This is a genomic window from Ruegeria sp. BC7 (assembly GCF_056539165.1).
Genome location: NZ_JBQFUL010000001.1, coordinates 472205 through 495512, shown reverse-complemented (window position 1 = coordinate 495512; position 23308 = coordinate 472205). Strand labels below are relative to the sequence as shown.

Sequence of the window (23308 nt, the reverse complement as noted above, 5' to 3'; positions counted from 1 at the left end):
CCCTTTCATTTTGTTTCATTGCCAGTGTTAGCCGTCGATCACTTCTTCTTCGGTATTCTCTGGCAACGTTTGCACACCGTCATCGATCGACACCTCGTATTCCTCGGGTGCAGGCAGGTCCAGAAGGTCGTGCAGCTCGTTCAGCGCATCATCGCTCAGCTCGCGCCCACCTGTCAGTGTGTCCAAAGCCTCTTGCGGGTCAGTCTCGGCCAGCGTTTTTTCCGCTTCGTCCAAGGCCAGTTGAGCTTCTTCGACCGCCGCATCGTACTTGTCCTGCGCGGTGAGTTCAGGGTTGTCCAAAAGTTCGTCTTCGGTCGGGGCGAATTTCGTTAGAATGTCATTTTCTTTCATGCCCAACAGGGTGTCCAACTCCATCTGTTTGTCCGAAAGATCTGTTGAGGCGTCCGTGTACCCAAGGATGCTCTGCTGATAGGTATACAGCTTGCCCGGCATACTGTTGGGGGAAGCGTTCAAAAGCGCGGTCTGGCTGGCATGAGCGGCATTGAGCCCCTTAAGCTCAGAGGCGATTTTACCGTGCTTATTTGGATGAATGTATTCTTCATCCACAACGGCCGATTTCGTGACAACCTTCGTCGTCTTTTTGTTCCCCTTGACCAGATTCTCAAGAGTACCAAGCAGGCCGGGCTTGTTTTGACCGGAGGCTTGCGCCTTTGCTGATTTCTGCTTGTCCGTCTTCTTGAGACCAATAGCGCCAAGCAAGCCTTTACCAGTCTGTTTAGACTTGGCTTCGGAACCTCCCTTGGCCTTCGCGCTTTTTTCGCCGGATTTGCCGCTGGACTTGCCACCAGCGTTTTCGCCTCCGTTGCCTTTACCACCCCCCTTGCCGCCGCCATTTCCACCGCCATTGCCGTTTTTGGCGATGGCCGCTTCGGGGACAGCAATAACCGCGACAAAACTGGCCGCTCCAATCAAAAGAAAAGAGGTCGCCAAAACGCGCCCGATAGACACAATCCGTTTCATTTGTTCACCTGTCCCAGCTTCGAGTGGCAGCAAAAATCGGTCATTTGTGTGCGCAAAATCTCGATTTTGGAAAGGCTAGCTACACAATCAGGCAGAAATGCGTCTTTTCTTTGTCATGGAGTGCGGCGCAATCAAAGCGCAAGAATCAGGTTTGCGACCGCCGAAACAAGAAGGGAGGTAAAGGTTAGAACCATCCCGATCTGCCGCAAGATAACAACCTGAGGCGAGCGTCCAAAGCCATACGCGTGACATACGCGCCCCACCAACAGCATAAGCCCAAGAAAGTTTATCAACAGCCATCCGCCGCCCTGCAGTTCGGCCATTGCCATCAAAAACAACGTAAAAGGAGCGTATTCAGCAAAGTTTCCATGAGTTCGGATGGCTTTGATCATGGGGTCTTTGCCGCCATCCCCATAAGAGACTCTGTTACTTCTGCGGCGACCAATCACGCTGAAGCTCAATCCAAGATACAAAAAGGCAGCGAGAGAGGCGTAGATAGGTGTGATGGTTAGCATGCTGTCTCCGATTTCCAGTGCTTCCCGTTTGCGGGCACACGCTGTCTAGCGGATTTTGCTTAGCTTTTCAGGCTTGTTCGTGCAGATCGGTCTGTAGTGACGTTTGGTTAATAGAGATGATCACCGCATCATCGGGAAAGATTTTTTGCGAAAGACGCGTTTTTCCTCTTGCAGCTTTCCGCCAGAATTTATACTTCACGCCTCACTCAACGGCGCGGGCGTAGCTCAGGGGTAGAGCATAACCTTGCCAAGGTTAGGGTCGGGCGTTCGAATCGCCTCGCCCGCTCCATTGAGAGGTCTAAGGACCAACACATATGTATCTGATGCGGGCGTAGCTCAGGGGTAGAGCATAACCTTGCCAAGGTTAGGGTCGGGCGTTCGAATCGCCTCGCCCGCTCCAGATACGATTGTTTCCTAAACTTTTCTGGTTTCCGGAATGATGTTGCGCCATGCTAGTGGCGTTACCGATTTCAGGATTTTAACTATGTCAAATTATATTGTTCGCCCGCTGAGCGCTGCGGAATTACAGAATGCTGTGGATTGGTCTGGGCACGAGGGGTGGAACCCCGGCCATCACGATGCTCAATGTTTCCGGTCAATCGACCCCGAGGGTTATCTGGGCGGATTTCTGAATGGCGATATGATTTCATCCGTTTCAGCCGTTAACTATGACGATACGTTTTCCTTTCTTGGGCTATATTTCGTTCGCCCGGAATATCGTGGATCGGGCCACGGGCTTGAAATCGCTCAGCACGCATTGGCCCGTTGCGGGCGGCGCAATATGGGATTGGACGGAATTGCTGAGCTGCAAGACAGCTACCGCAAGTCAGGCTTTACATTCGCGCACAACAACTTTCGTTTCTGCGCAAAGGTTGCAGACATTCTGCCCAAGCTCGGTCAAGTCTTGGGGCGGGGCATTACAGCGGTGAACGACGCGCCAGATGCCCTAATTGCTTATGATCGCAAACTGTTCCCTGCCCCACGTGACGCCTTTTTGCAAAGCTGGCTGAGCGCGCCCAACCACGTTTCGCGGGTTTACACCGAAGCAGGGCAGATCAAGGGCTACGCCACACTTCGGCCGTGCCAGTCCGGTTTCAAGGTCGGCCCTCTGTTTGCCGACGACAGCGCAATCGCGCTTGCGTTGCTGGCCAGCCTGCTGACGACCCTGCCGCTGGACAAGGGCCAGCACGAGGTTTTCATCGACATGCCTCAACCCAACGAGGCCGCATTTTCGGCGGCTGCGCTGCTTGGTCTTGAGAAAGTATTTGAAACGGCCCGAATGTATTCCGATCACGAACCGGATATCGACATGAACCGAGTCTTTGGCATTACCACGTTTGAACTGGGCTAAAACGCCTTGAAGGTCATCGTGGTCAGTGATCGCTCGATATTCGGGATCACCAGCAGATGCTCATTGATGAAATGGCCCACATCTTCGGATTCGGGGATATAGAGCTTTAGCATCAGGTCGTATTCGCCACTGGTCGAGTACAGCTCGGAGTGAATTTCGCGCAGGGCGATTTCCTCGGCCACCTTGTATGTTGTGCCGGGTTTGCAGCGGATCTGAATGAAGACGCAGGTGGACATGGGCCGGGCCTTGGTTGTTCAAGTTGCGTGCAGGCTGGCACGGCGTGACGCCCGGCGCAATCCCCTGCAACAGTTTGCGCAGAATGGCACGAGCGGTCTGGATAACCCCTCCCATCCGCGTCTATAAGCGCGGCTGTAGCAAAAGGAATTCGCCCATGCGCAGCGCAAAGATCAGCCGTCAGACCGCCGAGACCGAAATCTCGGTCGAGGTCAATCTGGACGGCACCGGCCAGTATGACAACCAAACCGGCGTCGGGTTTTTCGATCACATGTTGGACCAGCTTGCGCGCCATTCGTTGATCGACATGACGATCCGCGCAAAGGGCGATTACCACATCGACGATCACCACACGGTCGAAGATACCGGCATCGCGCTGGGTCAGGCTTTGACCGAAGCCCTGGGCAACAAGAAAGGTATTCGGCGGTATGGCGAATGTCACTTGCCGATGGACGACGCGCAGGTGCGCTGCGCGCTGGACCTGTCGGGCCGCCCGTTCCTGATCTGGAATGTGGACTTGCCGACACCCAAGATCGGCACGTTCGACACCGAGCTGGTGCGCGAGTTCTTTCAGGCGCTCAGCACTCATGGCGGCATCACGCTGCATATCGACCAGTTGCACGGATTCAACAGCCACCACATTGCCGAGGCCGCGTTCAAGGCGGTCGCGCGCGCGTTGCGTCTGGCGGTTGAAACTGACCCGCGCAAGGCCGATGCGATTCCGTCCACCAAGGGCGCGCTGTAAATGCTGACAGCCATTATCGACTACGAGAGCGGCAATCTGCACTCGGCAGAAAAGGCGTTTCAACGCATGGCGCGCGAACTGAATACGGGTGAGGTCGTTGTGACCTCGGACGCTGACGTCGTTGCGCGCGCGGATCGTCTGGTGCTGCCGGGTGATGGCGCATTTCCCGCCTGCGCTGCCGAGCTGCGGGGCCACAAGGGTATCTATGACGCCATGGTCGAAGCGGTCGAACAAAAGGGACGGCCGTTTCTGGGTATCTGCGTTGGAATGCAGCTTATGGCCTCAAAAGGCCACGAATACGCCGAGACCGACGGTCTGGGTTGGGTTGCCGGGGACGTGGTGCGGATCGCCCCTTCGGACAGCGCGCTAAAGGTACCGCATATGGGGTGGAACGATCTGGTGCTCGAAAGTGACCACCCGGTCTTTGACGGGGTGAAGTCGGGCGACCATACATATTTCGTCCACTCCTACCATTTCCGCGTCACCGATCCGGCGCAACGGCTGGCCTATGTGGATTATGGTCAGGAAGTCACGGCCGTGATCGGCCGCGACACGATGATTGGCATGCAGTTCCACCCCGAAAAAAGCCAGGATGTTGGCTTGCGTATGATCGGGAACTTCCTGAACTGGACGCCCTAAGTCTTACTGAACGCGCGTCCACGTCTGCCCACGGCAGACCAGACCGCCTGCAACACAGCCTTTTACGGTCAGTTGGTTCTGGCCGTTCAGCGACATTTTCGAGTTGTAGGTCTTGTCCTTGTCCGGGGCCCAGATTTTACCGCCGCCATAGGCTCCGTCACCCTCTGGCGTCATGTCCCAGATCATCTGTTTGCCCAAGTGCTCATAATCCAGCACCTGATCGCCCGAGCCGTCAAATGCGCTGTCGATGGTGCCGCAGGTCGCACTTCCGCAAGGCTGGATCGAAACCTGAAGATAGTTGCCATCTTCATTCGGCTCGGTCTTCCACAGACCGTCAACCGGATCAGCCGTTGCCGCCGTGGAAAGAACGCACAGGGCTGCCGCTGCAATGATCGAATATTTCATGATGTTCTCCATTTGGTGGCGATACTGTGTCGCGCAGAAGGCCGTGCCGCAAGATTGACCCAGCGTCGCGTTGCAAACCCCGCCCCGCTTGTGCGATATCCCGCCGGAACGACCATGAAAGAAGGCCCAAAATGATCCTTTACCCCGCTATCGACCTCAAAGACGGCCAGGCCGTGCGCCTGCTGCGCGGTGAAATGGACAAGGCAACCGTGTTCAACGACGACCCGGCGGCGCAGGCCAAAGCCTTCGTCGACGCGGGATGTGACTGGCTGCATCTGGTTGACCTGAACGGCGCCTTCGCTGGCGAGCCGGTCAATGCGGCTCCGGTCGAGGCGATTCTGGCGGCCTGCAACGTACCCGCACAACTGGGCGGTGGCATCCGTGACATGGCAACGATCGAAACCTGGATCGACAAAGGGCTGGCGCGTGTCATTCTGGGCACCGTGGCCGTTGAAAACCCTGATCTGGTGCGCGAAGCGGCGCGGGAATTCCCCGGCAAGGTTGCCGTGGGCATCGACGCGCGCAACGGAATGGTCGCCACCAAAGGCTGGGCCGAAGAAACGGACGTGCAAGTCACCGATCTGGCCCGCAGCTTCGAGGACGCGGGCGTTGCGGCGATCATCTACACCGATATCAACCGCGACGGAGCCATGCAGGGCCCCAATATAGAGGCCACCGCCGCCCTTGCCCGGGCCGTGTCAATTCCTGTGATCGCGTCTGGCGGCGTCAGTTCCCTGGACGACCTGATTGCCCTGCGCGATTGCGGCGTGGAACTGGACGGAGCGATTTCAGGGCGCGCACTTTACGACGGCGCGATTGATCTGGCGGAGGCCATCCGCGCCCTAGGCTAAGTTACTGCGCGGCCGCGGCGGTCAACTTGGCCAACGCGCCGCGCATCTTGTCGATCACCGGCGATTTCTCGACCTCGTCTAGCTCATCCATCGTCTCTTTGGGGTCTTCGTAGGCCAGCCAAACCTGACCATCGGCGTCTTCGTAAGCCTGAACCTTCAACGGCAGGAACAAGCCGGCCCTCGGGTCGATCTGCATCGCGGGTGTGCCAAGCGCTGGGTTGCCAAAGATCAGGACCTGATTGGCCGGGATCGGCGTGCCAACCTTTTCGGCACCGGCTGCATGGTCGACCCGGGCGAATACGGTCGCACCCGCGTTGCCGACGGCTGCTTCGAGCGCGTCCAGCGCTTCGGCGACAGATTTGTCTGTAGGAATTTTGATAATGTCGTCAGCCATGGCGGACAGAGCGCCTCCGAAAGTCAGAAATGTTGCCAGTATCAGATTGCGCATATCGGAATTCCTTTGTTGAATTTCACCCCAGTTTTCACAGCTTTGCGCCGTACGGCAATCACAAGTCTGGCATCGGCGGGGCTTTGCCGGTAGACGTGCCCGCAATAGAGGACACCACATGCTAAAAACCCGCATCATTCCCTGTCTGGATGTCGCCGATGGCCGTGTGGTCAAAGGCGTCAATTTTGTTGGCCTGCGCGATGCGGGCGATCCGGTGGAGTCGGCAAAAGCCTATGACGCAGCCGGAGCCGATGAGATCTGTTTTCTGGACATCCACGCCACCCATGAAAACCGGGGCACCATGTTCGATGTAGTCCAGCGGACGGCGGAACAGTGCTTTGTTCCTCTGACCGTGGGTGGTGGTGTGCGCACCAAAGAGGACGTGCGCGCCCTGCTGCTGGCCGGTGCTGACAAGGTCAGTTTCAACTCAGCAGCCGTGGCGAACCCGGATGTGATCGCGGAATCGGCGGATCAGTTCGGCAGCCAGTGCATCGTCTGCGCGATCGACGCCAAAACCGTCAGCCCCGGCAAATGGGAGATATTCACCCATGGTGGCCGCAAGCCAACGGGCATCGACGCAGTGGAATTCGCAAAAACCGTGGTTGCCAAGGGTGCCGGTGAAATCCTGCTGACTTCGATGGACCGCGATGGCACGAAGGCTGGGTTCAACCTGCCTCTGACCCGCGCCATTTCCGACGCCGTTGACGTGCCGGTCATTGCTTCTGGCGGCGTCGGCAATCTTGACCACCTGGTCGAGGGCGTGACCGAAGGGGGTGCAAGCGCCGTTCTTGCCGCCTCAATCTTTCATTTCGGCGAGTACACAATCCGCGAGGCCAAAGAACATATGGCCGCCGCAGGCATTCCGATGAGGCTGACATGAGCATCCTGCAAGACCTGGCCACAACGATTGAGGCGCGCAAGGGCGCTGACCCGGACAGCAGCTGGACCGCCAAGCTGTTGGCCAAAGGCCCGGAAAAATGCGCCGAGAAGTTCGGTGAAGAAGCTGTTGAAGCGATCATCGAGGCGGTCAAGGGCGATCAGGCAAAGCTGACCTCCGAGGCTGCGGATGTGCTTTATCATCTTCTGGTTATGCTGGCCGCGCGTGACGTCGCGTTGGACGACGTACTGGACGAGCTGGCGCGGCGTCAAGGCACCAGCGGTCTGGAAGAAAAGGCAGCGCGACCAAAGGGGTGACGTCCGCCCTCGCAATCTTTTAGTGTGTCCTTGAAAGGGTCACAGATCAAAGGCGCGGACATGATCAAAGCTTTGGGGTTTGTATTTGCGCTTGCGATACTGGGCGCCTGTTCGGTCGCCCCGCCGTCAACCGGAGACGAGGTTCAGCGGCTGGCGTCTGAAATTCGCAGCCTTGGCCCCGATATCGACCCCGAAGAAGCAGACCGTGCGGCGCGTATCGCCTATTCCTACACCGCGCAGTTGGTGCAGGAATACGAAATCACCGATCCCCCGCTGATTCACAATGCCAAGGTCAACAAGGGGCTGCGCCCTCGCGGGTTGTGCTGGCACTGGGCCGAAGACATCGAGCGGCGGCTGGATCAGGAAGGCTTTCAAACGCTGGAAATGCATCGCGCTATCGCCAATGCGGACAATCCGTTCCGTATCGACCACAGCACCGCGATCATCAGCCGCAAAGGTGAAACCATGTACGATGGCGTCGTTCTGGACCCATGGCGGTACGGTGGAACCTTATTCTGGTCGCCATTGCCGGAAGATACGAAATACGAATGGGTGCCGCGCGAAATCGTACTCGAACAGCGGCGGCTAGAGCAGGTCGCGCGGCTGAAGCCCCTGCCCGACGGCTAAACCCTCAGAGCTTGGACGATATCACCCCGGTCGCAAAGCCGCCCATGCGAAGCTCTCCGAACAGGCGTTGATATTCGATTTTCGGGCAACGATTCATCACAACATCAACGCCGCGCGCTTCGGCTACTGCGGCGGCTTCAGGGTTTTCCACGCCGATCTGCATCCAGACTGTGCGCAAGTCTGGAAACGCCTTCAGCGCCTCATCAACGATTGGCGGAACCGCTTCTGAACGCCGGAAAATATCCACCATGTCTACCGGCCCGGAAATATCCGACAGCGAAGCGCGGACCGTCTCACCGAACAACATTTTGCCTGCGTGCCCCGGATTGACAGGGATCACCTTGTATCCCTTGAGCGATAGGTAGCGCGCCACATAGTAACTGGGACGGACCGGATTCATCGAAACGCCAACCACGGCGATCGACTTGGTTCGCTGCAGAATGTCTTTCAGAAACACATCGGTATAGTCAGTCATGCGGCCACCCTATTCGGACCACACAAAAGAAAAAAGCGCTCAGATCGAAATCTGAGCGCCAGTTGTTGGAACGAGGGACAGTGAAATGACCCGCGGCAGTTCCGTTCCGCGGTCACTGTGACATTTAGGCATAAGTTTTCAGAAAAAAAGAGGTCGCGCTCATTTTTGTGATGACACGCCAAAAGAGGCAGGAATTCGCCTACTGATCATAAAGAACGGCAGGCCAATATGACTCGGCCATACGGATATATTCCGGGGCATCACTGTTCCAAATAAGTTCAATCTCAGGCGAATGGGTCAGGTAAAGGCGGCCATCGACCACTTGCCAGAGGTTCGGGTCCGTACTGACCAACTGCCCCTGCGCCATTGCATATGCGCAGTACCCGCCAAATTGAGGAGCATAGGCCCGCGGGTTCATCTCAAACGCATCCCGATTCTCGGCTGACACAAAGTGCCACTCGGCCCCTTTCCACATCACAGAGAATTCGGGCAAACCTTGAACGGGTGTTCCGCCATTGAAATAGGAAACCGCATCGTAGCCCGCCATAGCTGCACCGCCCGTCTCGAAAAAAATGGGCATGTCCTGCGCATAGGCAGCCGGGGCAAAAACAGCAGCGGCGATCGCGCCAAGAAGGAAACGTCGGTTCATCGTCATCAAGTCACGTTTTGAGAGTCAGGGTATCAAATTGCAATTTTTCTTTGCATCTGGAACCCCCATTAACGTGGTTGTGATCAGGCGCGACGCGAAAACAGCCGATCAATCAAAGATATCTTCAATCACGTCCCAGGCTTCGTCCAGAACTCGAGAGAAAACACCCTTTTTCTTCTTCTTTTTGTTCTTGTAAGGGCGATGATATTTTGCGTTATCCCGCGCAGGCCTGCTTTCCGACAGTTTGCGCTTGGGCACCATTTTCAAGTCGTGCAGCGGGGCACCACAGCTTGAACAACTAAGCTCATGACGCTGCTTCCCTTTGAGAACCAGCGCCGCGCGGGTTCCGCAATAGCAGCAGGTGGCGATTTTCGAGGGCGTGGAAATGGTGCTCTCCTGTTTATCTGTGCCTTGAGGCATATAGGGCAATCGCGGCCGCATTTGAGACGTTCAGTGAACCAAACCCACCCGCTGCGTCGATTTTCACCAGGTGATCAACGGTTTCCTTGGTCTTTTGGCGCAGGCCCGGCCCCTCGGCCCCAAGCACCAGCGCCACTGGTTGATCCAGTTTGCCGTCCAAAGTGGCCTCGATGGTAAGGTCCGCTTCGCCGTCCAGACCCAGCACCAGAAAGCCCATATCCTGCAACGCGACTATTGCATCGGCCAGATTGCGAACACGCAGGTAGGGCTGCCTTTCCAGCGCACCACTGGCGGTTTTTGCAAGCGCCCCCGTTTCCGGGGCCGAATGATGGCGCGTTCCGATAACCGCGCTGGCCCCCAGTACTTCGGCCGAGCGTAGAATCGCCCCGACATTGTGCGGGTCTGTCACGCGGTCCAGCAGGATAACGCGCGGGTGTTCGCGCCCGATGCAGTTCTCGGCCAGCCCACCCCAGTCCAGCGGCTTTACCTCTAAGGCCGCGCCCTGATGCACGGACCCCGGATCAATCGGAGCGGTAAATTTGCGCGGATCGACCATCTCGGGCTCAATCCCTGCGAACTCAATGGCTTCGGCCAATTTGTCCCGCGCGTTGCGGGTCACAATCAAGCGCAGCTTCTGCCTGTCCGGGTTCATCAGAGCATCGCGTACAGCGTGCAGTCCGAACAGCCAGACGGTTTCGGACGCCGCAGCTTTGCGCGCCTGTTCCTTTTCAACGACCCACTTGGGTTTTTTCATTTCTTGGGCCTCCGGGCCGGGAAATCGGTTTCCTGCGCCAAAGCGATATTTTCCTGTTGACGCTCCTTTAAGGCGCTAGTAATCACGCCTCCACGTCAGGTGCAACGCCTGACAGTGGGCGACAGGCCGCAAGGTGTGGCAGGGGACTGTAACTCCCTCGCGGAGACGCACGCCTGGTTCGATTCCAGGGTCGCCCACCATCTTCTTCAGATGGTGACAAAGTTCAACGGGCCGTTAATTCGGCAGACATTGCCACTCGTCCACCACCTGCCCCCCTTTCAAAACCAGAAGCGGTCCGAACTGATTCAGCACAGCCTCGCTTTGTGTTGGCCGCAACAGGGCGATGTCCCCGGGTTTCACGCTGGACCCCAATGGACCGGTCCATACTTCCTGATTGCTTGAGCGGCCGAAAATCGACGAATAGGAAAAGCCGCTTGGAAACACAGGCTGCCCCAGAAAATGCCCGCCAAATATCGCCAAGTCGGTCTTCCGTCTGGGTAGGATGTCCAAACCGGGCAACGCGTTACCTTGCGTCACTTTCAAAATTGGAGAGGCAATAAAGGCGGCAGGTTGAAACGCCGTCGTCGTCGCGTGGTCAAAATCGGTGGGCTTGACCAATACCGACCCAAAGGCGACCTCGTTGGCGGCTCCGTCAGCGGCATAGGACTGAAACGTCAGGCTGCCCCCGGTGTTGAGGCAAAGCCCCTCGCCTGCATTTGGCAGCCCCGCTACAGCACGTTGAAACGCGTCTGCGCTGAACCGTTTGGCGCGAGATTTCAGGACACGGGGCAGCTTGGCCAAATGCGCCTCGTACCCCATGACCCCCGCCAACCTCGCATATGGGTGACTGCCAATACGCTGTGCAATCCCCGGGATGTCTTCGGGACGCAGCCCACCCCGGTGTAAGCCGATATCGATTTCCAGCGACACGCGAAGCTGGAGGCCAGTGGTTTCAGCCAGCTTCAGATAAGCGTCCAAGTGTTCCTGCGTGTCGATGAGCCACTGCACACGCTCGGCCGCACTTGGATAGTTTCGCAAAATCCGTGCTGCTGAATTGACAGGAAGGGGTTTGCCGATCAGATGGTCAGTGTCAGGTTCAGCCTGCAATAGCGCCGCAAGCATAGGCTCGGAAAAGGTCATGAGCCCTGATGACGGTATTTGCGCTCGGATATGATCAAGCAGCGGCAAGCATGGCAGGGACTTGGCAACAAGACGACGCGCCAGACCCGGCGCGACCGAGCCACGCGCCGACGCGCAATTTGCATCCAGCCGATCCAGATCGACGATAGCCACTGGTTTGTCGACGCCATAGTCGCGCAATGTGCTGGACAGGTTTTGCAAATACGCCGCTGTCATGGTCGGAACAGCTTGGCCAAGGCAGGCGTGAGAAACTTGCCACCAGGGTCCAATTGTTCCCTCAGCGCGCAAAAACGGTCGAAGTCAGGGTAGAGGCGCGAAAGCTCTTTATACGTCAGATTATGCATCTTTCCCCAGTGCGGGCGGCCTCCGGCCTCAAGCAGCAGAGGCTCGATCGCCGAGAAATAACGGGCGTGGTCCTCGGCCGCGTCGGTGTGCAGCGCGATCGAAATGCGCGGCCCGCCCTGAAACGGCGAGAGGCAGGCCGTGTCACCCGCAGTTTGCCTGACCTCGATGGGAAAATATATGTCCTTGTGATCACGATGCAGACGCGTCAACACCTCACGCAACACCTCGTCCGCGACACCGGGTGGGAGGTGATATTCCATCTCGTTGAACCGAATGTGGCGGTCGCTGCACAGAACACGCCAGCTTTCACCCACATAGTCTTCATCCGAGTGTGCCAATGTCAGCAACTTCAGCAAAACGCCTCGCAAGCTGTCGCTGACCCGGCCAGCGTTTCTGGCCAGTCTCATCATCTTGACCGCGATCATATCCAAATCGCGCGGGGCTTTGGTCTCGGCTGCTTCGGTTAGTTCATGTCGAATCTCAACGGCCTTGCCGGTGAAGGGGATATAAAAGAATTCAAAGTTCCGAAATTCGGCCCACTTCTGATGCATGCTGGCCAGAGTTTCTTCAAGCGGAGCCAGCCGCACCCGGCGGCGCAGGTTGTATTTCGGGACCACCGCGATCTGAACCTCGGACAAAACGCCAAGAGTACCAAGCGAGACCTGCGCCATTTCAAGTGGGATGTCCTGCGTCGACAGGATGTCCCCGTCCGCGCCGACCAGACACGCCGCAGTTATTTCCGCCGCAAGGCACGGCAACGTGCGCCCGGTCCCATGCGTCGCGGTTGATACTGCGCCTGCTATCGACTGCCCGTTGATGTCGCCAAGGTTACGAAAGGCCAAGCCGTGTTCGGCAAGCGCCGGAGACAGATCGCTCAGACGCGCATTGGCATTTGCCCACACCCTGTCTTTGCCGACCTGACCTAATGCCGCCAATTCAAGGCTGGACAGGTCCAGTATCCGGTCCGCGCCCGACACAATCGGTGTAAATGAATGCCCCGATCCGACAACCCGCAGACTACCGGGTTGTGCGACAGCCTGTTGCAGATCAGCAAGCGAAACAGGGCGTGTAATTGGCGCGCTTGAACTTTGGTTTCCCGACCAGTTGGTCCACATCTGCGATCTCCTCCGGGTCGGAGGATTGCAGCACATTAACCCCGAAACAAGTCAGGTTTCCAGTATCTTACCCTACGGAAGGCACCTTCAGGCAGCAGCCGCGCGCTCTGCCGTTACCCGGTCGAACCACCCTATGATCGCCTCAAGTTCGGGTGCGATTTGCTCGGCGGCTCCTCCGGTGAACTCCTCGAATTTTTCCTTGTTCAGGCCATTCACCCCGACCAGAACAGGGATGTCCTGCGCAAGTGCCTCGGCAATAACGGGACGGAAACCGCGCCCATCCGCTTCGTGCTTGCCGAACTTGTTCACGATCAAAAGTTGCGGTGCATCCGCCAGCGAAGCCGTGACATACCCCACAGCTTTCTCAAGCGCGGCGGGATCCAGACGGCACCCACGCGATTGCGAACCAAGTGATTGTGAGATGCGAATGGTTTCTCCTGCCGGCAGGACGCGGACATCCATATCGCACTTGCTGCTGTCGGCGCATTCGGTGTTGGTTTGCACCACGCCCACCAGCCGCGCGCCGGACTCGAGCATTTGTTCCGCAGCCGCGCTTAGCAACCGGTCAGTGGCTCCGCGATCAGTGGTTGTTACATAGGCCAAGTACATTCAGGGGACCCCCGTCGAAAAACTGTGACATTCCAAATAGCACGCATGTCCCTGTCCGACCACTGTTCTACGTCATGGTAGAGGAGAAAGCCCGATCACGGATGCGTGCAGGTAAAGCAGTCCCGCAAAGACGACCAGCGAAACCAGCCAAATCCAAAGGCCAGGCCAAGGGCGCGGTGCGCGCAGGGACAGACGCGCGGTATTGCGGGAAAGGCGTATCCATTCGGCACCCATTTCGGTCGATTTACGGCGATCTATCAACATCATGCCCATTGCAGAGAACCCCGCGAATAACCCAAAGAGGATCACATGGGACAGGCTGCCATTTGCAAGCAGATGCGAGATCGACCACAGCAAAAGCGCCGCAAGTATCGGATGGCGCGTGCTGCGCAGAATACCGGGGTTGTCCGGGTCGAAGGCGCGGCTCCCCACCCCTCCGAATGAGAAAGGGTTCTGAATCGACAGCCCGGCAATCGCCAGCCAGCAAGCGACGGGCATTATCAACAACGGCACCCACCGCAAGATCGCAAGCGGCGGGATGACCTCGACGTAGGGTGCGTGTGCTGCGGCGGTTATAAGCCATCCAAGAGCCGATAGGGACACTACGGAATAGGTCGCAAAATACCCTTTGCGACCCAGCACTTGAATCAGCCAATTTCGCACGGACGGTCGGGCCGGAATAACGTGCGTCAGCAAAAAAGTGATAAGCGCGGCCAGGAACACTACCCACCCGGTCATGCGAGCCTCCAAACAACCCGCGGCTGGTTTAAACCAGCTCGGAAGTAGTGTCTTTGTCCGATATCAATTGGGAAGCAGAGGCGGACACGCCGCCCCTGCCCTTTACTACAGGCCCAGCGCCTTGCGGCGTTCTTCGGCAAACCCCTGCACCATGCGGTCAGCGATCAACGCAAGTATGGCCATTGCAGCCCCCGCTGAAACACCCAAGCCCACATCGGCCTGCCCTAGCGCCAGGTAGATCGACTGCCCCAGACCGGTGGTCCCGATCAGCGCCGCGATCACCAGCATGGCAAAGGCATAGAGGATGGTTTGGTTCAGCCCCAACAGGATGGTCGGCGCGGCATAGGGCGCGCGCACGTCGCGCATGATCTGCCACTCGGTCGCGCCGCTGGAAATGGCGGCCTCCATCATTTCCTCGGGTGTGTTGACCAGACCGTGGCGCGTGTAACGGATCATCGGGACGATCGCGTAAGCGCAGATGGCAAGGAAGGCCGAGAACTCTCCGATCTGGAACACCATCAGCACCGGGATCAGGAACACGAAAAGCGGGATAGTCTGAAGCATGTCACAGATCGGGCGGACGACTTTCCACACCGGTTCCCATACTGCACTGGCCAGACCGATCAGCCCGCCAACCACGGCACAGGAAAACACCGCCGCGCCGCTGAGGTATAGCGACAGCAAGGCGCGCTCCCACAGGCCCGAGACGAGGATGGTGCAGAGCAGCCCCACCGACAGTGCCGCCAAACGCCAACCTCCCGCGACATAGCTGAGCGCGGCAGCGCCAGTCAGCACGAAAGGCCATGGCAGGTTTGCGATGCCGGTTTCCAACATGCCGATCAGGATCAGCACGACCAGCCCGCCTGTCAGGTGCCCGCGCCATGCCATCAGGGTGGCGATCACGGCGGCCACGGCGAACAGGCCATAGCTCATGCCCGGCGTCCACTGGAACCCCCATGTGAAGGGTAGCACCGCCTGATCCAGCCCGATCCGCAACGGCAGCAGCACATAGAACAGAGAGTTGTTCTTGAGCGCATCCAGCCATGGGCCATTGGCCTGCGTAAAGGCGGTCAGGCCGCTGTCAATCGCCCCGGCTACAGGGTCCAGCAGGGTCAACTCGGACGGGTTCGGAAGCCACAGCCAGAAAGCGGCGGTGAACAGAACGGTGAACCCAAGAACCGCCCAGACAACACGCTGGTCATAGCGTTTTCGCTCGGTGGCCAGCGTTCCGCTCATCCGGTCAATGACGACGGCAAAGACCACGATCACAAGACCCGCCATCAGGGATTCGCCGAATTGCGCCTTGCGCATGGTCAGCAGGACTTCCCAGCCGATATCATTGAACCCGCCGATCACGGCGGCGATGATCACCATCGACAAGGCGGCCATCAGGCATTGGTTCACACCAACCATGATCTGCGTTGCAGCCGCCGGGATTTCCACCTGAAACAGCTGCTGGAACCGGGTGCCGCCAGACATGATGGCGGCCTCTTTGATCTCGGGCTCGACCCGCTCCAACCCCAGCATCACGTTGCGCGCCATCGGCGGTGCGGCGTAGATGGCCGAGGCGATCAGGCCCACCACCGGACCGAAGCCAAACAGCAGCAATAGCGGCGTTAAATAAGCAAAGGTCGGCACGGTCTGCATGATATCAAGCACCGCCTGAACCAAGGATTTCACGCGGGGGATTTCATTGGCGAGGATACCGATCCCGCCGCCGACAACCAGCGCCACAGGGACCGAGACGGCGACCAGCGCCAATGTATTCATGCTCTCGGCCCAGTATCCTGAGGCCAGCACGAAGCTGAGGCCAAAGAACCCCAGCGCCGCCATAGGCAACCCACCCAGATACCAGCCCAGTGCGGTGACAAGCCCGATCAGGATCGGCCAAGGCGTGTTTGCCAGAACGAAATTCGCCGCGTCCATCGGATAGGTCATCAGGTCAGAAAACAACCGCATCGCCGGTTTGATGCCGTTCAGAAACCAGTCGAGGAAGGCGCCGACCCACTGAGTCGCGGGCAGCTCCCACGCGGCGGGCCATTTAACCAGCCAAGGTGCGATCCCTTCCAGCGCCAGACATACAGCCCCGACGATCACCGTCATCAGCGCAGCCTTGGCCCCCACCGTCAGACGGGCCTGCGTGGGGATGTCCGTGATCGCCGTCATGTTTCGTCCACCTGAAGCGCCGCAGCCAGATCGGACGGGTGCACCGTGCCGACGATGTTGCCCGCCTCATCGCGCACGGGCACAGGCTCGTACAGTTCCATGCAGTGGGCCAAAGCCGCGTCCAGCGTCATGCTGGTCGTCAGACCAGGATCGTCCGGGCCACGCTGATCGTCGTCGCGCATGACCGAGGCGACCTTGGCGTGCTGCCCCTTGGCGACGTCCTTCGAGAATTCGCGCACATAGTCATCGACCGGACGCAGCACGATATCCGTTGGCGTGCCGATCTGCACGATCTTGCCATCGCGCATGATGGCGATCCGGTCAGCCAGCTTCAGCGCCTCTTGGATGTCGTGAGTGATGAACACGATGGATTTCTTCAACGTCGCCTGAATGCGCAGGAATTCGTCCTGCAACTGGCGGCGGATCAAGGGATCGAGGGCCGAGAACGGCTCGTCCAGAAACCAGATGTCGGGGTTCACAGCAAGGCTGCGGGCGATGCCCACGCGTTGCCTCTGACCGCCCGAAAGCTGGCGGGGGAAACTGCCCTCGCGGCCCTCCAGTCCGACCAGCGAAATCACTTCCTGCGCGCGGGCCAGCCGTTCCTTTTTGCCGACACCCTGCACGCGCAGTGGATAGGCCACGTTTTCGGCGACGGTCATATGCGGGAACAGACCGAAATGCTGGAACACCATGCCCAGTTTCTTGCGACGCAGGTCTGTCAGAACTTTCTTTGACGCACCCATGACGTTCTCGCCATCCACGCGAATCTCGCCCCCCGTTCCGGACAGCAATTGCGAGATACAGCGGATCAGCGTCGATTTCCCCGAACCCGACAGGCCCATAATGACGAATAGTTCGCCTTCTTTGACCTCGAAATTGGCGTCCTGAACGGCGGGGATAAATCCGTTTTCCCGCAATTCAGCCGCGGCTTTGTCGGCGTCGCTCCCTGACCGAGACAACGCGTCGGTCAGGGCTTTTTCAGCACCGGAACCAAAGACCTGCCAGAGATTCTGGCAGGCAATGGCTGGCGTACTAGCGTCAGTCACTTAAACAGGCTCACTGGGTTGCCGCGTCAACGACCGGACGCCACTTGCCTTCGTTCTCGGTCATCCACGCGGCGACGACCTCTTCGACCGAGCCACCATCAACGTCGATCGCGCCCATCATCGGCTGCTGGTCTTCGACCGCCAGTTGATAGTTGGTCAGGATCTCATACGCAGCGGGCCATTTGTCTTCCATGCCGCTCCAACTTGCCTTGAAGATGCGCGAGGGCGAAAAGTCACAGTCGTTCACCGCGTTCGGGTTCGGCCCCCAGGATGGGTCGTTAAAGCATGCTTCTTCACCGGCTGGCAGTTCAACGAATTGCACGTCATAGGCCGACATCGCCCAATGCGGCTGCCAGAAGGTGATCAGCAGCGGCGATTTACGCTCGGTCGAAGCACGCAGCTCCGCGATCAGAGCGCCCTCGGACCCAGCAGGAACCGCTTTGAACGGCAGCTCAAGCCCAACCATGCGGTCTGCACCGGGGGTGCCCCAATCGGCCGGGTAGTCGACCAGACGACCACCGGGCAGCGTTTCCGCCGTCGCAAAGACCTGCGCGCAGCCTTTCAGGGCTTCCCAAGCAGGCAAGCCCGGGCACAGTTCGGCCACGTGCGCGGGGTACGCGATACCTTCCTTGGCATCCAGACCCAGATCACCGATTTCAACAACAGTGCCTTCTTCGATCTTCTTGGCATATTCGTCCGAGACGTTCGACGACCAGATTTCCAGCGTCGCATCGATGTCGCCATCGGCCAGCGCCTGGAACTGATTCATCATGCCCGCGGTGACATATTCCACGTTATAGCCCGCGGCCTTAAGCATCTCACCAGCAACATGCGTCGTGACATGCTGACCGGTCCATTCGTTGATCGCCAGTTTGATCGGCTCGTCCACAGCGCCCATATCGGCTGCGTATGCTGATCCGGCTACCGTCATCGCCAAAAGGCTTACACTCAGTTTTTTCATCGACATTCTCCCTGTCTTCTATTTTTTTGCCCAAACCGGCGCGGTCGCGCGCCGGAAGGCTTGTCGCATGACAATACCATGTCGCAACATGCACAAATTTGGCCGGAAAAGGGAAGCAAGCAGTTTAGTCGAGGCAAATTGGCCCCGCCCGTCAACTGATCGTATTTTCCCACCGTCCGTATTGCGCAGCGCACCCGCCCCAACGTGTTTTCACATTTGGTCGGGCCGGAAGTTGATTGACGAGTCAATCACAAACCGGAATCACTCTCTTTGTCGAGTATTTCTTTCTCAAACTGCGTGAATTTATGTATGTCGCGCAAAAAACAGACCCCAACAGGAACCTTGCATCGGCCGCATCTACACGCGACCCTGCACTCGGAGGACGCCTTTGATGCATCATTTTGACGAGATTTATTCCATCGCAGCGCAACGACATGGCGGCCCGGACGCCCTGGAACAAAACCTTGGAAAACCCAAAAGCCTGGCTGAACTTGCGTCGATGCCCGAGGACAGATGGCTATCGATCATAACCAAGTGCATCTTTCAGGCTGGCTTCAACTGGAAAGTCATTGAGAACAAGTGGGAGGGATTCGAGACCGCTTTTGATGGGTTCGATGTCGGTCGGTGCGCCTTCATGGATGATGATAAATTCGACTCGCTGCTTCAGGATACTCGTATCGTCCGCAATGGCACCAAGATCGCGACAGTACGCGACAACGCCGCCTTTCTGCTGGAGCTTCGCGCAGACGGTGGCGCAGGACAGGTTCTGGGGGGCTGGCCCTCGACTGATTTTGTCGGGTTGTTGGCAATGCTAGGCAAGCGCGGGTCTCGCCTTGGCGGAGCTTCGGCCCAATACGCAATGCGTTTCGCCGGTCGCGACAGTTTCATTCTGTCCCGAGACGTAACCGCGCGCCTGATTGCAGAAGGGGTCGTCGATAAGGCTCCAACTTCAAAAAAGGCAATGGCCGCCGTTCAATCGGCCTTTAACACTTGGATGGAACAATCGGGGCGCTCGCTAACCGAAATAAGCCGCGTTTTGGCGATGAGCCTGTGAAAACGGCTTGCAGAGCGTAGGCAACGCATTAGGCTTTGATTATGACGCGTTTCTTTTTGATGACGTTTCTATTGCTGCTCGCCGCCTGTGGTCGTCCACTGACGGATCAGGAGGTCGCGTTTGCCAGCGCTGTTCAGGGCGACACGCTGAACGTGAAAAACGTGCGTCTCGTCGAAGGTGCTCCGGTCGCGCCGATTACGTTTTATCGCGAAAAGCGCCCTCGCCTCGCCTGTCGGGAACGTATCCTGCCGCCTGCCGAAGAAGGCATCGTTACGGCGAAACCCGCCGCCGTTGCCCTTTTCAATCGTGTCTACTTCACGCGCGATTGGTATCTTGAGGATTATATGTCGGAATTCCCCGAGCAAATGGACCTGATCGCAGCAATGCTGCTGGCGCATGAGCTCACCCACGTCTGGCAATGGCAAAACCGGAAAACAACTGGCTACCACCCCCTGCGCGCAGCCGCAGAACATGGCGGGAACAAAGACCCCTACCTGTTCGATCTGGACAGTTCACCCGATTTCCTGTCGTACGGGTTTGAACAACAGGGTGCGATTGTCGAAGAATATGTGTGCTGCAGGGCACTGGACCCGGCCGCCCCACGCACCCAGAGATTGCACGTCATGTTGGGTGAACATTTCGACTTGTCGCCGCTGCCGAAACAGCAACGCGAACGTGCCGTTGTCATTCCCTGGGCCGACGCCAAAATCGAAGGCATCTGCCACTAGGGATCAGCCGCCCTGCAATGTCTCAAGATACGCCACCAGATCCACAATCGGCTGGCTTGTCAGGATCGGCTGACCATCAGGCGTTTTCATCGAGGTATCCTGCCCTTCAAAATATGGCCCGTAGACCGGCATCGGACTGCCGTGGCTGACCAGTGGATCGCGCCCGTCAATGCGCGCCACGACCCGAGCGGTCGGGAAAACGCCATCCTCACCGGCAAGCTGGGTCAGGTCTGTAGGCTGAATGACCAGAACCCCGGCCATCGGTCCGTGTCCCGTCGCGTCGATCCCATGACATGTCGCGCAATAGTGCTGGTAGAGTTCGGCCCCGGTGTCCACATCCTGAGCAACTGCCTGCGACGCCATCGTCGCCAGCCCTATGGAAACTGTCCTGAGTATCTGTCTGATCATCCTATCCTCCTGTCGCGATTGACATTTACAGGCTTGCCCGAAGCCTCGCATGGCGCAATGATCCAGATCAACGAAGCAGGAGGGTACAGGCAATGACTCAATATGCAGCTATCATGCTGGCGGCTGGAATTGGCGTGCCCATCCTTGCAGCGCTGAATGCGGCACTGGGGAAACTGATCGGCTCACCCACCACGGCTGCGGTGATCCTGTTCGCCATCGCCTTCATATCATCTGCTGTGGTGATGCTGCTTTTTCCCGGTGTCAGTTCGCTGCCCAAGGCAGTAGACGCCCCCAAACATCTTCTGCTGGCTGGCGTTCTAGTCGCCTTTTACGTCCTGTCGATTACCCACGTGGCCCCGCATTTCGGCGTCGGAAACGCCGTATTTTTCGTGCTATTGGGGCAGTTGGTCAGCACGGCCGCAATCGACCACTTCGGTCTGTTTGGCGCTCAGGTCACGCCGCTGACATGGGTGCGGGCTGGCGGTATCGCGGTAATGGCCGCAGGGGTTGCCATCACTCAACTGGCCTAAGCACGCCTCCATCCAGCTTCAGCTTGCGGTCCATCCGTGCCGCAAGATCCATGTTGTGGGTGGCGATCAGGGCGGAAAGCCCTTCGTCCCGAACCAGCGCCATCATCGCGTCAAAAACCTGATCCGAAGTGTCGGGGTCCAGATTGCCCGTCGGTTCGTCCGCCAGCAAAACACGAGGTCTATTGGCAATCGCTCTGCAAAACGCCACCCGCTGCTGTTCACCGCCGGACAAGGCCGCCGGTCGGTGATCGGCGCGTTGAGCAACTCCAACACGTTCTAGCAAAGACTTCGCCCGGTCCTGCGCCGCCTTCTCAGAGACGCCATTAGCCAGTTGGGGCAGAGTGATATTTTCAAGCGCAGTGAACTCGGGCAACAGGTGGTGAAACTGGTAAACGAACCCGATATCCTGCCGTCGCCGCGCCGTTCGCGTGCGGTCGCCTTTTCCAGTTACGTTCTGCCCAGCTATTTCCACGGACCCGGCATCGGGCGTATCCAGCAACCCTGCGATGTGCAGCAGGGTGGACTTACCCGCGCCCGACGGCGCAACCAGCGCAACTGCTTCACCCGAGCGCAATTCCAGGTCAGCACCACGCAGAACCTGAACCTCGCCCGGCGTCCCCTTCAGGTAAGTCTTTGTCAGACCGTTCAACCGCATCGTCACATCACTCATAGCGCAGCGCCTCAACCGGGTTCAGCCGCGCGGCTCGGCGCGCCGGAAAATAGGTGACAAAGAAGGACAGGCCCAACGACAGCCCGATAGCCTTGAGAACATCAGCCAAGTGCAACTCGGCCGGCAACGCATAGATGCCTCGGATGGACGGATCCCAAACCCCTCCTCCCATGACAAAGTTCACAAAGCTGAAAATCGGATCGATATAGATCGCGAACAGGCATCCCAGAACAACGCCCATCGCTGTTCCAATAATCCCCGTGAACGCTCCGCAAATAAAGAACACGCGCAAAACGGATCCTTCGCTCAGGCCAATCGTGCGCAATATCCCGATATCCCGCCCTTTGTTCTTAACCAACATGATCAGCCCGGAAACGATGTTCATCGCGGCAATCAGGACGAGGATCGACAGGATGATGAACATCACATTGTCCTCGACCTCAAGCGCCCGGAGGAACCCACCCGAAGCATCTTGCCATGTCCAGATTTGGCTGCGTTCTCCGGCAGCCTCAAGGATCGGGATCAGGATTGGTGTCATCTCCTCTGGGCGTTCGACCATGACTTCGATCTCGTCGGCGACACCTTCGCGGTTGAAAAAGCTCTGCGCCTGCTCAAACGGCATGTAGACCCGCGTGCGGTCGATGTCATAGCGCCCGGCCGAGAACACATAGACCACGCGATAGGCGTTTACCCGCGGCGAGGTGCCAAACGCGGTCTTCACCCCGTTGGGCGAGGTCAGCTTGACGGTATCCCCAACGGTTGCGCCGACGCTGCGGGCAACCCCCGACCCGATGGCGATCACATCCTCGCCGTTCTGAAACTCTGAAAGATCGCCGACGGCTTGCTCGCTTTCGACCACCCCCGGCAGATCAAGCAGGTCATCGGGCTGGATACCGAACACTTCTACGCCACTGCTGCGATCACGGTTGGTAATCAACACCTGCCCTTTGACCAAAGGCGCAGCACGGCTCACACCGGGCACCTGTGCGATGCGATCGGCCATGTCAGAATAGTTCGAGATGGTGCGGTCCACGCGGCCCTGCGCGTCCAACTCTCCGGCTGAGAAAACCGTGACATGCGCATTTGCGCCCAGAATCGTGCCCACAAATTCCGACCGGAATCCCGACCGCACCGCCAGTGTCGCAATCAGAGCGAACACCGCCAGAGTAATTCCGATCAGCGAAATCCAGGTCATGACACTGACGCCACCTTCGGCACGGCGCGCGCGCAGGTATCGCCAGGCGATTTTCCATTCAAATGGGGCAAAGGGCGGGGGTGTTTTGGCCATGCCTGCTCCGGTTTTTGGTTTGACGCGACACTTTCGGCATTTCACCAGATGGTCAAGCAGGTAGTCTGTCGAAAGGCTTGGATTTCACCGCACGCCCGCCCAGCGCGAATCGAATTTGCCCGAACCAACCGAATCAAAGGCGACAGTTGCCCAAACCGTCACACCCAAGGGTGTGACATCGCTCACAGACAGCCCGCAATTGTTTCAGCTATGAAATTAATG

29 protein-coding genes and 3 tRNA genes are annotated in these 23308 nt (G+C 58.2%); 13 read left to right on the top strand and 19 right to left on the bottom strand.

The features are described 5' to 3' along the window. Positions 1 to 27: 27 nt before the first annotated feature. Both ACR0KS_RS02310 and ACR0KS_RS02305 read right to left on the bottom strand, forming a co-directional pair. Complete coding sequence (locus ACR0KS_RS02310) at positions 28 to 981, bottom strand: hypothetical protein (RefSeq protein WP_170562220.1); 954 nt, start codon at positions 979 to 981, stop codon at positions 28 to 30. A 131-nt stretch (positions 982 to 1112) separates the two neighbouring features. Continuing rightward, on the bottom strand, positions 1113 to 1496 hold the full coding sequence (locus ACR0KS_RS02305; protein WP_170562217.1) for an MAPEG family protein: 384 nt from the start codon (positions 1494 to 1496) through the stop codon (positions 1113 to 1115). 214 nt (positions 1497 to 1710) lie between these two features. Here ACR0KS_RS02305 and ACR0KS_RS02300 point away from each other — a divergent pair. From ACR0KS_RS02300 to ACR0KS_RS02290, 3 genes are all read left to right on the top strand, one after another. Continuing rightward, positions 1711 to 1785: transfer RNA gene (locus ACR0KS_RS02300), tRNA-Gly, on the top strand. Positions 1786 to 1821: 36 nt separating this feature from the next. After that, a tRNA-Gly gene (locus ACR0KS_RS02295) sits at positions 1822 to 1896 on the top strand. Between the two features lie 84 nt (positions 1897 to 1980). Continuing rightward, positions 1981 to 2847, top strand: a complete 867-nt coding sequence (locus tag ACR0KS_RS02290; protein WP_170562214.1) for a GNAT family N-acetyltransferase — start codon at positions 1981 to 1983, stop codon at positions 2845 to 2847. On the opposite strand, the gene ACR0KS_RS02285 is transcribed toward ACR0KS_RS02290, so the two are convergent. After that, positions 2844 to 3083 (bottom strand): Lrp/AsnC family transcriptional regulator, encoded by a 240-nt coding sequence (locus ACR0KS_RS02285; protein WP_170411035.1) that lies wholly within the window; start codon positions 3081 to 3083, stop codon positions 2844 to 2846. The two genes, ACR0KS_RS02290 and ACR0KS_RS02285, sit on opposite strands and share 4 nt — an antisense overlap. Positions 3084 to 3238: 155 nt before the next feature. Here ACR0KS_RS02285 and hisB point away from each other — a divergent pair, with 155 nt between their 5' ends. Both hisB and hisH read left to right on the top strand, forming a co-directional pair. Continuing rightward, entirely contained in the window at positions 3239 to 3826 is a 588-nt protein-coding gene (gene hisB, locus ACR0KS_RS02280) for an imidazoleglycerol-phosphate dehydratase HisB (protein WP_170562210.1), read from the top strand. Further along, positions 3827 to 4465, top strand: coding sequence for an imidazole glycerol phosphate synthase subunit HisH (gene hisH, locus ACR0KS_RS02275; protein WP_170562208.1), 639 nt, complete (start codon positions 3827 to 3829; stop codon positions 4463 to 4465). 3 nt (positions 4466 to 4468) lie between these two features. On the opposite strand, the gene ACR0KS_RS02270 is transcribed toward hisH, so the two are convergent. Then, positions 4469 to 4870: a DUF2147 domain-containing protein gene (locus ACR0KS_RS02270; RefSeq protein WP_170384421.1), complete on the bottom strand. Its 402-nt coding sequence runs from the start codon at positions 4868 to 4870 to the stop codon at positions 4469 to 4471. 131 nt (positions 4871 to 5001) lie between these two features. Here ACR0KS_RS02270 and hisA point away from each other — a divergent pair, with 131 nt between their 5' ends. Beyond that, positions 5002 to 5721, top strand: coding sequence for a 1-(5-phosphoribosyl)-5-[(5-phosphoribosylamino)methylideneamino]imidazole-4-carboxamide isomerase (gene hisA, locus ACR0KS_RS02265; protein WP_170384423.1), 720 nt, complete (start codon positions 5002 to 5004; stop codon positions 5719 to 5721). Position 5722: 1 nt separating this feature from the next. On the opposite strand, the gene ACR0KS_RS02260 is transcribed toward hisA, so the two are convergent. Further along, positions 5723 to 6169 carry a DUF302 domain-containing protein gene (locus tag ACR0KS_RS02260; protein WP_480693098.1) on the bottom strand — a complete coding sequence of 149 codons (447 nt, stop codon included), beginning with the start codon at positions 6167 to 6169 and terminating at the stop codon, positions 5723 to 5725. A gap of 118 nt (positions 6170 to 6287) precedes the next feature. Between ACR0KS_RS02260 and hisF the strand changes: the two genes are divergently transcribed. From hisF to ACR0KS_RS02245, 3 genes are read left to right on the top strand one after another with little or no spacing between them, the layout of a single operon-like run. Then, positions 6288 to 7049, top strand: a complete 762-nt coding sequence (gene hisF, locus ACR0KS_RS02255) for an imidazole glycerol phosphate synthase subunit HisF (protein ID WP_170384425.1) — start codon at positions 6288 to 6290, stop codon at positions 7047 to 7049. After that, a complete protein-coding gene (locus tag ACR0KS_RS02250) occupies positions 7046 to 7363 on the top strand; it encodes a phosphoribosyl-ATP diphosphatase (protein WP_170548617.1) in 318 nt (105 codons plus the stop codon). The genes hisF and ACR0KS_RS02250 overlap by 4 nt, the downstream gene beginning before the upstream one ends. 60 nt (positions 7364 to 7423) lie before the next feature. After that, a complete protein-coding gene (locus ACR0KS_RS02245; RefSeq protein ID WP_170562205.1) occupies positions 7424 to 7990 on the top strand; it encodes a hypothetical protein in 567 nt (188 codons plus the stop codon). 4 nt (positions 7991 to 7994) lie between these two features. On the opposite strand, the gene ACR0KS_RS02240 is transcribed toward ACR0KS_RS02245, so the two are convergent. The 4 genes from ACR0KS_RS02240 to rlmB all read right to left on the bottom strand — a co-directional run bounded on the left by ACR0KS_RS02240 (position 7995) and on the right by rlmB (position 10288). Further along, positions 7995 to 8465: a CoA-binding protein gene (locus ACR0KS_RS02240; protein WP_170562203.1), complete on the bottom strand. Its 471-nt coding sequence runs from the start codon at positions 8463 to 8465 to the stop codon at positions 7995 to 7997. A 199-nt stretch (positions 8466 to 8664) separates the two neighbouring features. Beyond that, a complete protein-coding gene (locus ACR0KS_RS02235) occupies positions 8665 to 9114 on the bottom strand; it encodes a YHS domain-containing (seleno)protein (RefSeq protein WP_480693097.1) in 450 nt (149 codons plus the stop codon). Between the two features lie 108 nt (positions 9115 to 9222). After that, entirely contained in the window at positions 9223 to 9534 is a 312-nt protein-coding gene (locus tag ACR0KS_RS02230) for a hypothetical protein (protein WP_170562200.1), read from the bottom strand. Continuing rightward, positions 9515 to 10288: a 23S rRNA (guanosine(2251)-2'-O)-methyltransferase RlmB gene (gene rlmB / locus ACR0KS_RS02225; protein WP_170548604.1), complete on the bottom strand. Its 774-nt coding sequence runs from the start codon at positions 10286 to 10288 to the stop codon at positions 9515 to 9517. The genes ACR0KS_RS02230 and rlmB overlap by 20 nt, the downstream gene beginning before the upstream one ends. 116 nt (positions 10289 to 10404) lie before the next feature. On the opposite strand from rlmB, the gene ACR0KS_RS02220 reads away from it, so the two are divergent. Beyond that, positions 10405 to 10488, top strand: a tRNA-Tyr gene (locus ACR0KS_RS02220). Positions 10489 to 10522: 34 nt separating this feature from the next. On the opposite strand, the gene ACR0KS_RS02215 is transcribed toward ACR0KS_RS02220, so the two are convergent. The 7 genes from ACR0KS_RS02215 to ACR0KS_RS02185 all read right to left on the bottom strand — a co-directional run bounded on the left by ACR0KS_RS02215 (position 10523) and on the right by ACR0KS_RS02185 (position 18408). Beyond that, entirely contained in the window at positions 10523 to 11644 is a 1122-nt protein-coding gene (locus ACR0KS_RS02215; protein WP_170562197.1) for an alanine racemase, read from the bottom strand. Continuing rightward, entirely contained in the window at positions 11641 to 12888 is a 1248-nt protein-coding gene (locus ACR0KS_RS02210; RefSeq protein WP_170695644.1) for a D-arabinono-1,4-lactone oxidase, read from the bottom strand. Before ACR0KS_RS02210 ends, ACR0KS_RS02215 begins: the two co-directional genes overlap by 4 nt. An 87-nt stretch (positions 12889 to 12975) precedes the next feature. Next, positions 12976 to 13497 carry a DUF2478 domain-containing protein gene (locus tag ACR0KS_RS02205; protein WP_170411061.1) on the bottom strand — a complete coding sequence of 174 codons (522 nt, stop codon included), beginning with the start codon at positions 13495 to 13497 and terminating at the stop codon, positions 12976 to 12978. Positions 13498 to 13569: 72 nt separating this feature from the next. Beyond that, a complete protein-coding gene (locus ACR0KS_RS02200; protein ID WP_170562191.1) occupies positions 13570 to 14235 on the bottom strand; it encodes an NnrU family protein in 666 nt (221 codons plus the stop codon). Between the two features lie 105 nt (positions 14236 to 14340). Next, positions 14341 to 16401: an ABC transporter permease subunit gene (locus tag ACR0KS_RS02195; RefSeq protein WP_170562174.1), complete on the bottom strand. Its 2061-nt coding sequence runs from the start codon at positions 16399 to 16401 to the stop codon at positions 14341 to 14343. Next, entirely contained in the window at positions 16398 to 17447 is a 1050-nt protein-coding gene (locus tag ACR0KS_RS02190; RefSeq protein ID WP_170562171.1) for a betaine/proline/choline family ABC transporter ATP-binding protein, read from the bottom strand. The genes ACR0KS_RS02195 and ACR0KS_RS02190 overlap by 4 nt, the downstream gene beginning before the upstream one ends. A 10-nt stretch (positions 17448 to 17457) precedes the next feature. Further along, the gene (locus tag ACR0KS_RS02185; RefSeq protein ID WP_170562168.1) at positions 17458 to 18408 is read right to left on the bottom strand and encodes an ABC transporter substrate-binding protein; all 951 of its coding nucleotides are present in this window, start codon (positions 18406 to 18408) and stop codon (positions 17458 to 17460) included. A gap of 391 nt (positions 18409 to 18799) precedes the next feature. Between ACR0KS_RS02185 and ACR0KS_RS02180 the strand changes: the two genes are divergently transcribed. Then, positions 18800 to 19462, top strand: a complete 663-nt coding sequence (locus tag ACR0KS_RS02180) for a DNA-3-methyladenine glycosylase I (protein ID WP_170562165.1) — start codon at positions 18800 to 18802, stop codon at positions 19460 to 19462. A 41-nt stretch (positions 19463 to 19503) separates the two neighbouring features. Continuing rightward, positions 19504 to 20190 (top strand): hypothetical protein, encoded by a 687-nt coding sequence (locus ACR0KS_RS02175; protein WP_170562162.1) that lies wholly within the window; start codon positions 19504 to 19506, stop codon positions 20188 to 20190. 3 nt (positions 20191 to 20193) lie between these two features. On the opposite strand, the gene ACR0KS_RS02170 is transcribed toward ACR0KS_RS02175, so the two are convergent. Then, on the bottom strand, positions 20194 to 20598 hold the full coding sequence (locus ACR0KS_RS02170) for a c-type cytochrome (RefSeq protein WP_170483944.1): 405 nt from the start codon (positions 20596 to 20598) through the stop codon (positions 20194 to 20196). A gap of 92 nt (positions 20599 to 20690) precedes the next feature. On the opposite strand from ACR0KS_RS02170, the gene ACR0KS_RS02165 reads away from it, so the two are divergent. After that, positions 20691 to 21128, top strand: a complete 438-nt coding sequence (locus ACR0KS_RS02165; RefSeq protein ID WP_170562159.1) for a DMT family transporter — start codon at positions 20691 to 20693, stop codon at positions 21126 to 21128. Here the strand turns inward: ACR0KS_RS02165 and ACR0KS_RS02160 are convergent. Both ACR0KS_RS02160 and ACR0KS_RS02155 read right to left on the bottom strand, forming a co-directional pair. Continuing rightward, the gene (locus tag ACR0KS_RS02160; protein ID WP_170562156.1) at positions 21112 to 21798 is read right to left on the bottom strand and encodes an ABC transporter ATP-binding protein; all 687 of its coding nucleotides are present in this window, start codon (positions 21796 to 21798) and stop codon (positions 21112 to 21114) included. The two genes, ACR0KS_RS02165 and ACR0KS_RS02160, sit on opposite strands and share 17 nt — an antisense overlap. Continuing rightward, the gene (locus ACR0KS_RS02155; protein ID WP_170562153.1) at positions 21791 to 23086 is read right to left on the bottom strand and encodes a lipoprotein-releasing ABC transporter permease subunit; all 1296 of its coding nucleotides are present in this window, start codon (positions 23084 to 23086) and stop codon (positions 21791 to 21793) included. The genes ACR0KS_RS02160 and ACR0KS_RS02155 overlap by 8 nt, the downstream gene beginning before the upstream one ends. Positions 23087 to 23308 lie beyond the last annotated feature (222 nt).

What these genes read in the sequence shown, in the direction of transcription:
- ACR0KS_RS02310 (WP_170562220.1), bottom strand. Translation starts at nt 981, where the DNA reads ATGAAACGGATTGTGTCTATCGGGCGCGTTTTGGCGACCTCTTTTCTT.
- ACR0KS_RS02305 (WP_170562217.1), bottom strand. Translation starts at nt 1,496, where the DNA reads ATGCTAACCATCACACCTATCTACGCCTCTCTCGCTGCCTTTTTGTAT.
- ACR0KS_RS02290 (WP_170562214.1), top strand. Translation starts at nt 1,981, where the DNA reads ATGTCAAATTATATTGTTCGCCCGCTGAGCGCTGCGGAATTACAGAAT.
- ACR0KS_RS02285 (WP_170411035.1), bottom strand. Translation starts at nt 3,083, where the DNA reads ATGTCCACCTGCGTCTTCATTCAGATCCGCTGCAAACCCGGCACAACA.
- hisB (WP_170562210.1), top strand. Translation starts at nt 3,239, where the DNA reads ATGCGCAGCGCAAAGATCAGCCGTCAGACCGCCGAGACCGAAATCTCG.
- hisH (WP_170562208.1), top strand. Translation starts at nt 3,827, where the DNA reads ATGCTGACAGCCATTATCGACTACGAGAGCGGCAATCTGCACTCGGCA.
- ACR0KS_RS02270 (WP_170384421.1), bottom strand. Translation starts at nt 4,870, where the DNA reads ATGAAATATTCGATCATTGCAGCGGCAGCCCTGTGCGTTCTTTCCACG.
- hisA (WP_170384423.1), top strand. Translation starts at nt 5,002, where the DNA reads ATGATCCTTTACCCCGCTATCGACCTCAAAGACGGCCAGGCCGTGCGC.
- ACR0KS_RS02260 (WP_480693098.1), bottom strand. Translation starts at nt 6,169, where the DNA reads ATGCGCAATCTGATACTGGCAACATTTCTGACTTTCGGAGGCGCTCTG.
- hisF (WP_170384425.1), top strand. Translation starts at nt 6,288, where the DNA reads ATGCTAAAAACCCGCATCATTCCCTGTCTGGATGTCGCCGATGGCCGT.
- ACR0KS_RS02250 (WP_170548617.1), top strand. Translation starts at nt 7,046, where the DNA reads ATGAGCATCCTGCAAGACCTGGCCACAACGATTGAGGCGCGCAAGGGC.
- ACR0KS_RS02245 (WP_170562205.1), top strand. Translation starts at nt 7,424, where the DNA reads ATGATCAAAGCTTTGGGGTTTGTATTTGCGCTTGCGATACTGGGCGCC.
- ACR0KS_RS02240 (WP_170562203.1), bottom strand. Translation starts at nt 8,465, where the DNA reads ATGACTGACTATACCGATGTGTTTCTGAAAGACATTCTGCAGCGAACC.
- ACR0KS_RS02235 (WP_480693097.1), bottom strand. Translation starts at nt 9,114, where the DNA reads ATGAACCGACGTTTCCTTCTTGGCGCGATCGCCGCTGCTGTTTTTGCC.
- ACR0KS_RS02230 (WP_170562200.1), bottom strand. Translation starts at nt 9,534, where the DNA reads ATGCCTCAAGGCACAGATAAACAGGAGAGCACCATTTCCACGCCCTCG.
- rlmB (WP_170548604.1), bottom strand. Translation starts at nt 10,288, where the DNA reads ATGAAAAAACCCAAGTGGGTCGTTGAAAAGGAACAGGCGCGCAAAGCT.
- ACR0KS_RS02215 (WP_170562197.1), bottom strand. Translation starts at nt 11,644, where the DNA reads ATGACAGCGGCGTATTTGCAAAACCTGTCCAGCACATTGCGCGACTAT.
- ACR0KS_RS02210 (WP_170695644.1), bottom strand. Translation starts at nt 12,888, where the DNA reads ATGTGGACCAACTGGTCGGGAAACCAAAGTTCAAGCGCGCCAATTACA.
- ACR0KS_RS02205 (WP_170411061.1), bottom strand. Translation starts at nt 13,497, where the DNA reads ATGTACTTGGCCTATGTAACAACCACTGATCGCGGAGCCACTGACCGG.
- ACR0KS_RS02200 (WP_170562191.1), bottom strand. Translation starts at nt 14,235, where the DNA reads ATGACCGGGTGGGTAGTGTTCCTGGCCGCGCTTATCACTTTTTTGCTG.
- ACR0KS_RS02195 (WP_170562174.1), bottom strand. Translation starts at nt 16,401, where the DNA reads ATGACGGCGATCACGGACATCCCCACGCAGGCCCGTCTGACGGTGGGG.
- ACR0KS_RS02185 (WP_170562168.1), bottom strand. Translation starts at nt 18,408, where the DNA reads ATGAAAAAACTGAGTGTAAGCCTTTTGGCGATGACGGTAGCCGGATCA.
- ACR0KS_RS02180 (WP_170562165.1), top strand. Translation starts at nt 18,800, where the DNA reads ATGCATCATTTTGACGAGATTTATTCCATCGCAGCGCAACGACATGGC.
- ACR0KS_RS02175 (WP_170562162.1), top strand. Translation starts at nt 19,504, where the DNA reads ATGACGCGTTTCTTTTTGATGACGTTTCTATTGCTGCTCGCCGCCTGT.
- ACR0KS_RS02170 (WP_170483944.1), bottom strand. Translation starts at nt 20,598, where the DNA reads ATGATCAGACAGATACTCAGGACAGTTTCCATAGGGCTGGCGACGATG.
- ACR0KS_RS02165 (WP_170562159.1), top strand. Translation starts at nt 20,691, where the DNA reads ATGACTCAATATGCAGCTATCATGCTGGCGGCTGGAATTGGCGTGCCC.
- ACR0KS_RS02160 (WP_170562156.1), bottom strand. Translation starts at nt 21,798, where the DNA reads ATGAGTGATGTGACGATGCGGTTGAACGGTCTGACAAAGACTTACCTG.
- ACR0KS_RS02155 (WP_170562153.1), bottom strand. Translation starts at nt 23,086, where the DNA reads ATGGCCAAAACACCCCCGCCCTTTGCCCCATTTGAATGGAAAATCGCC.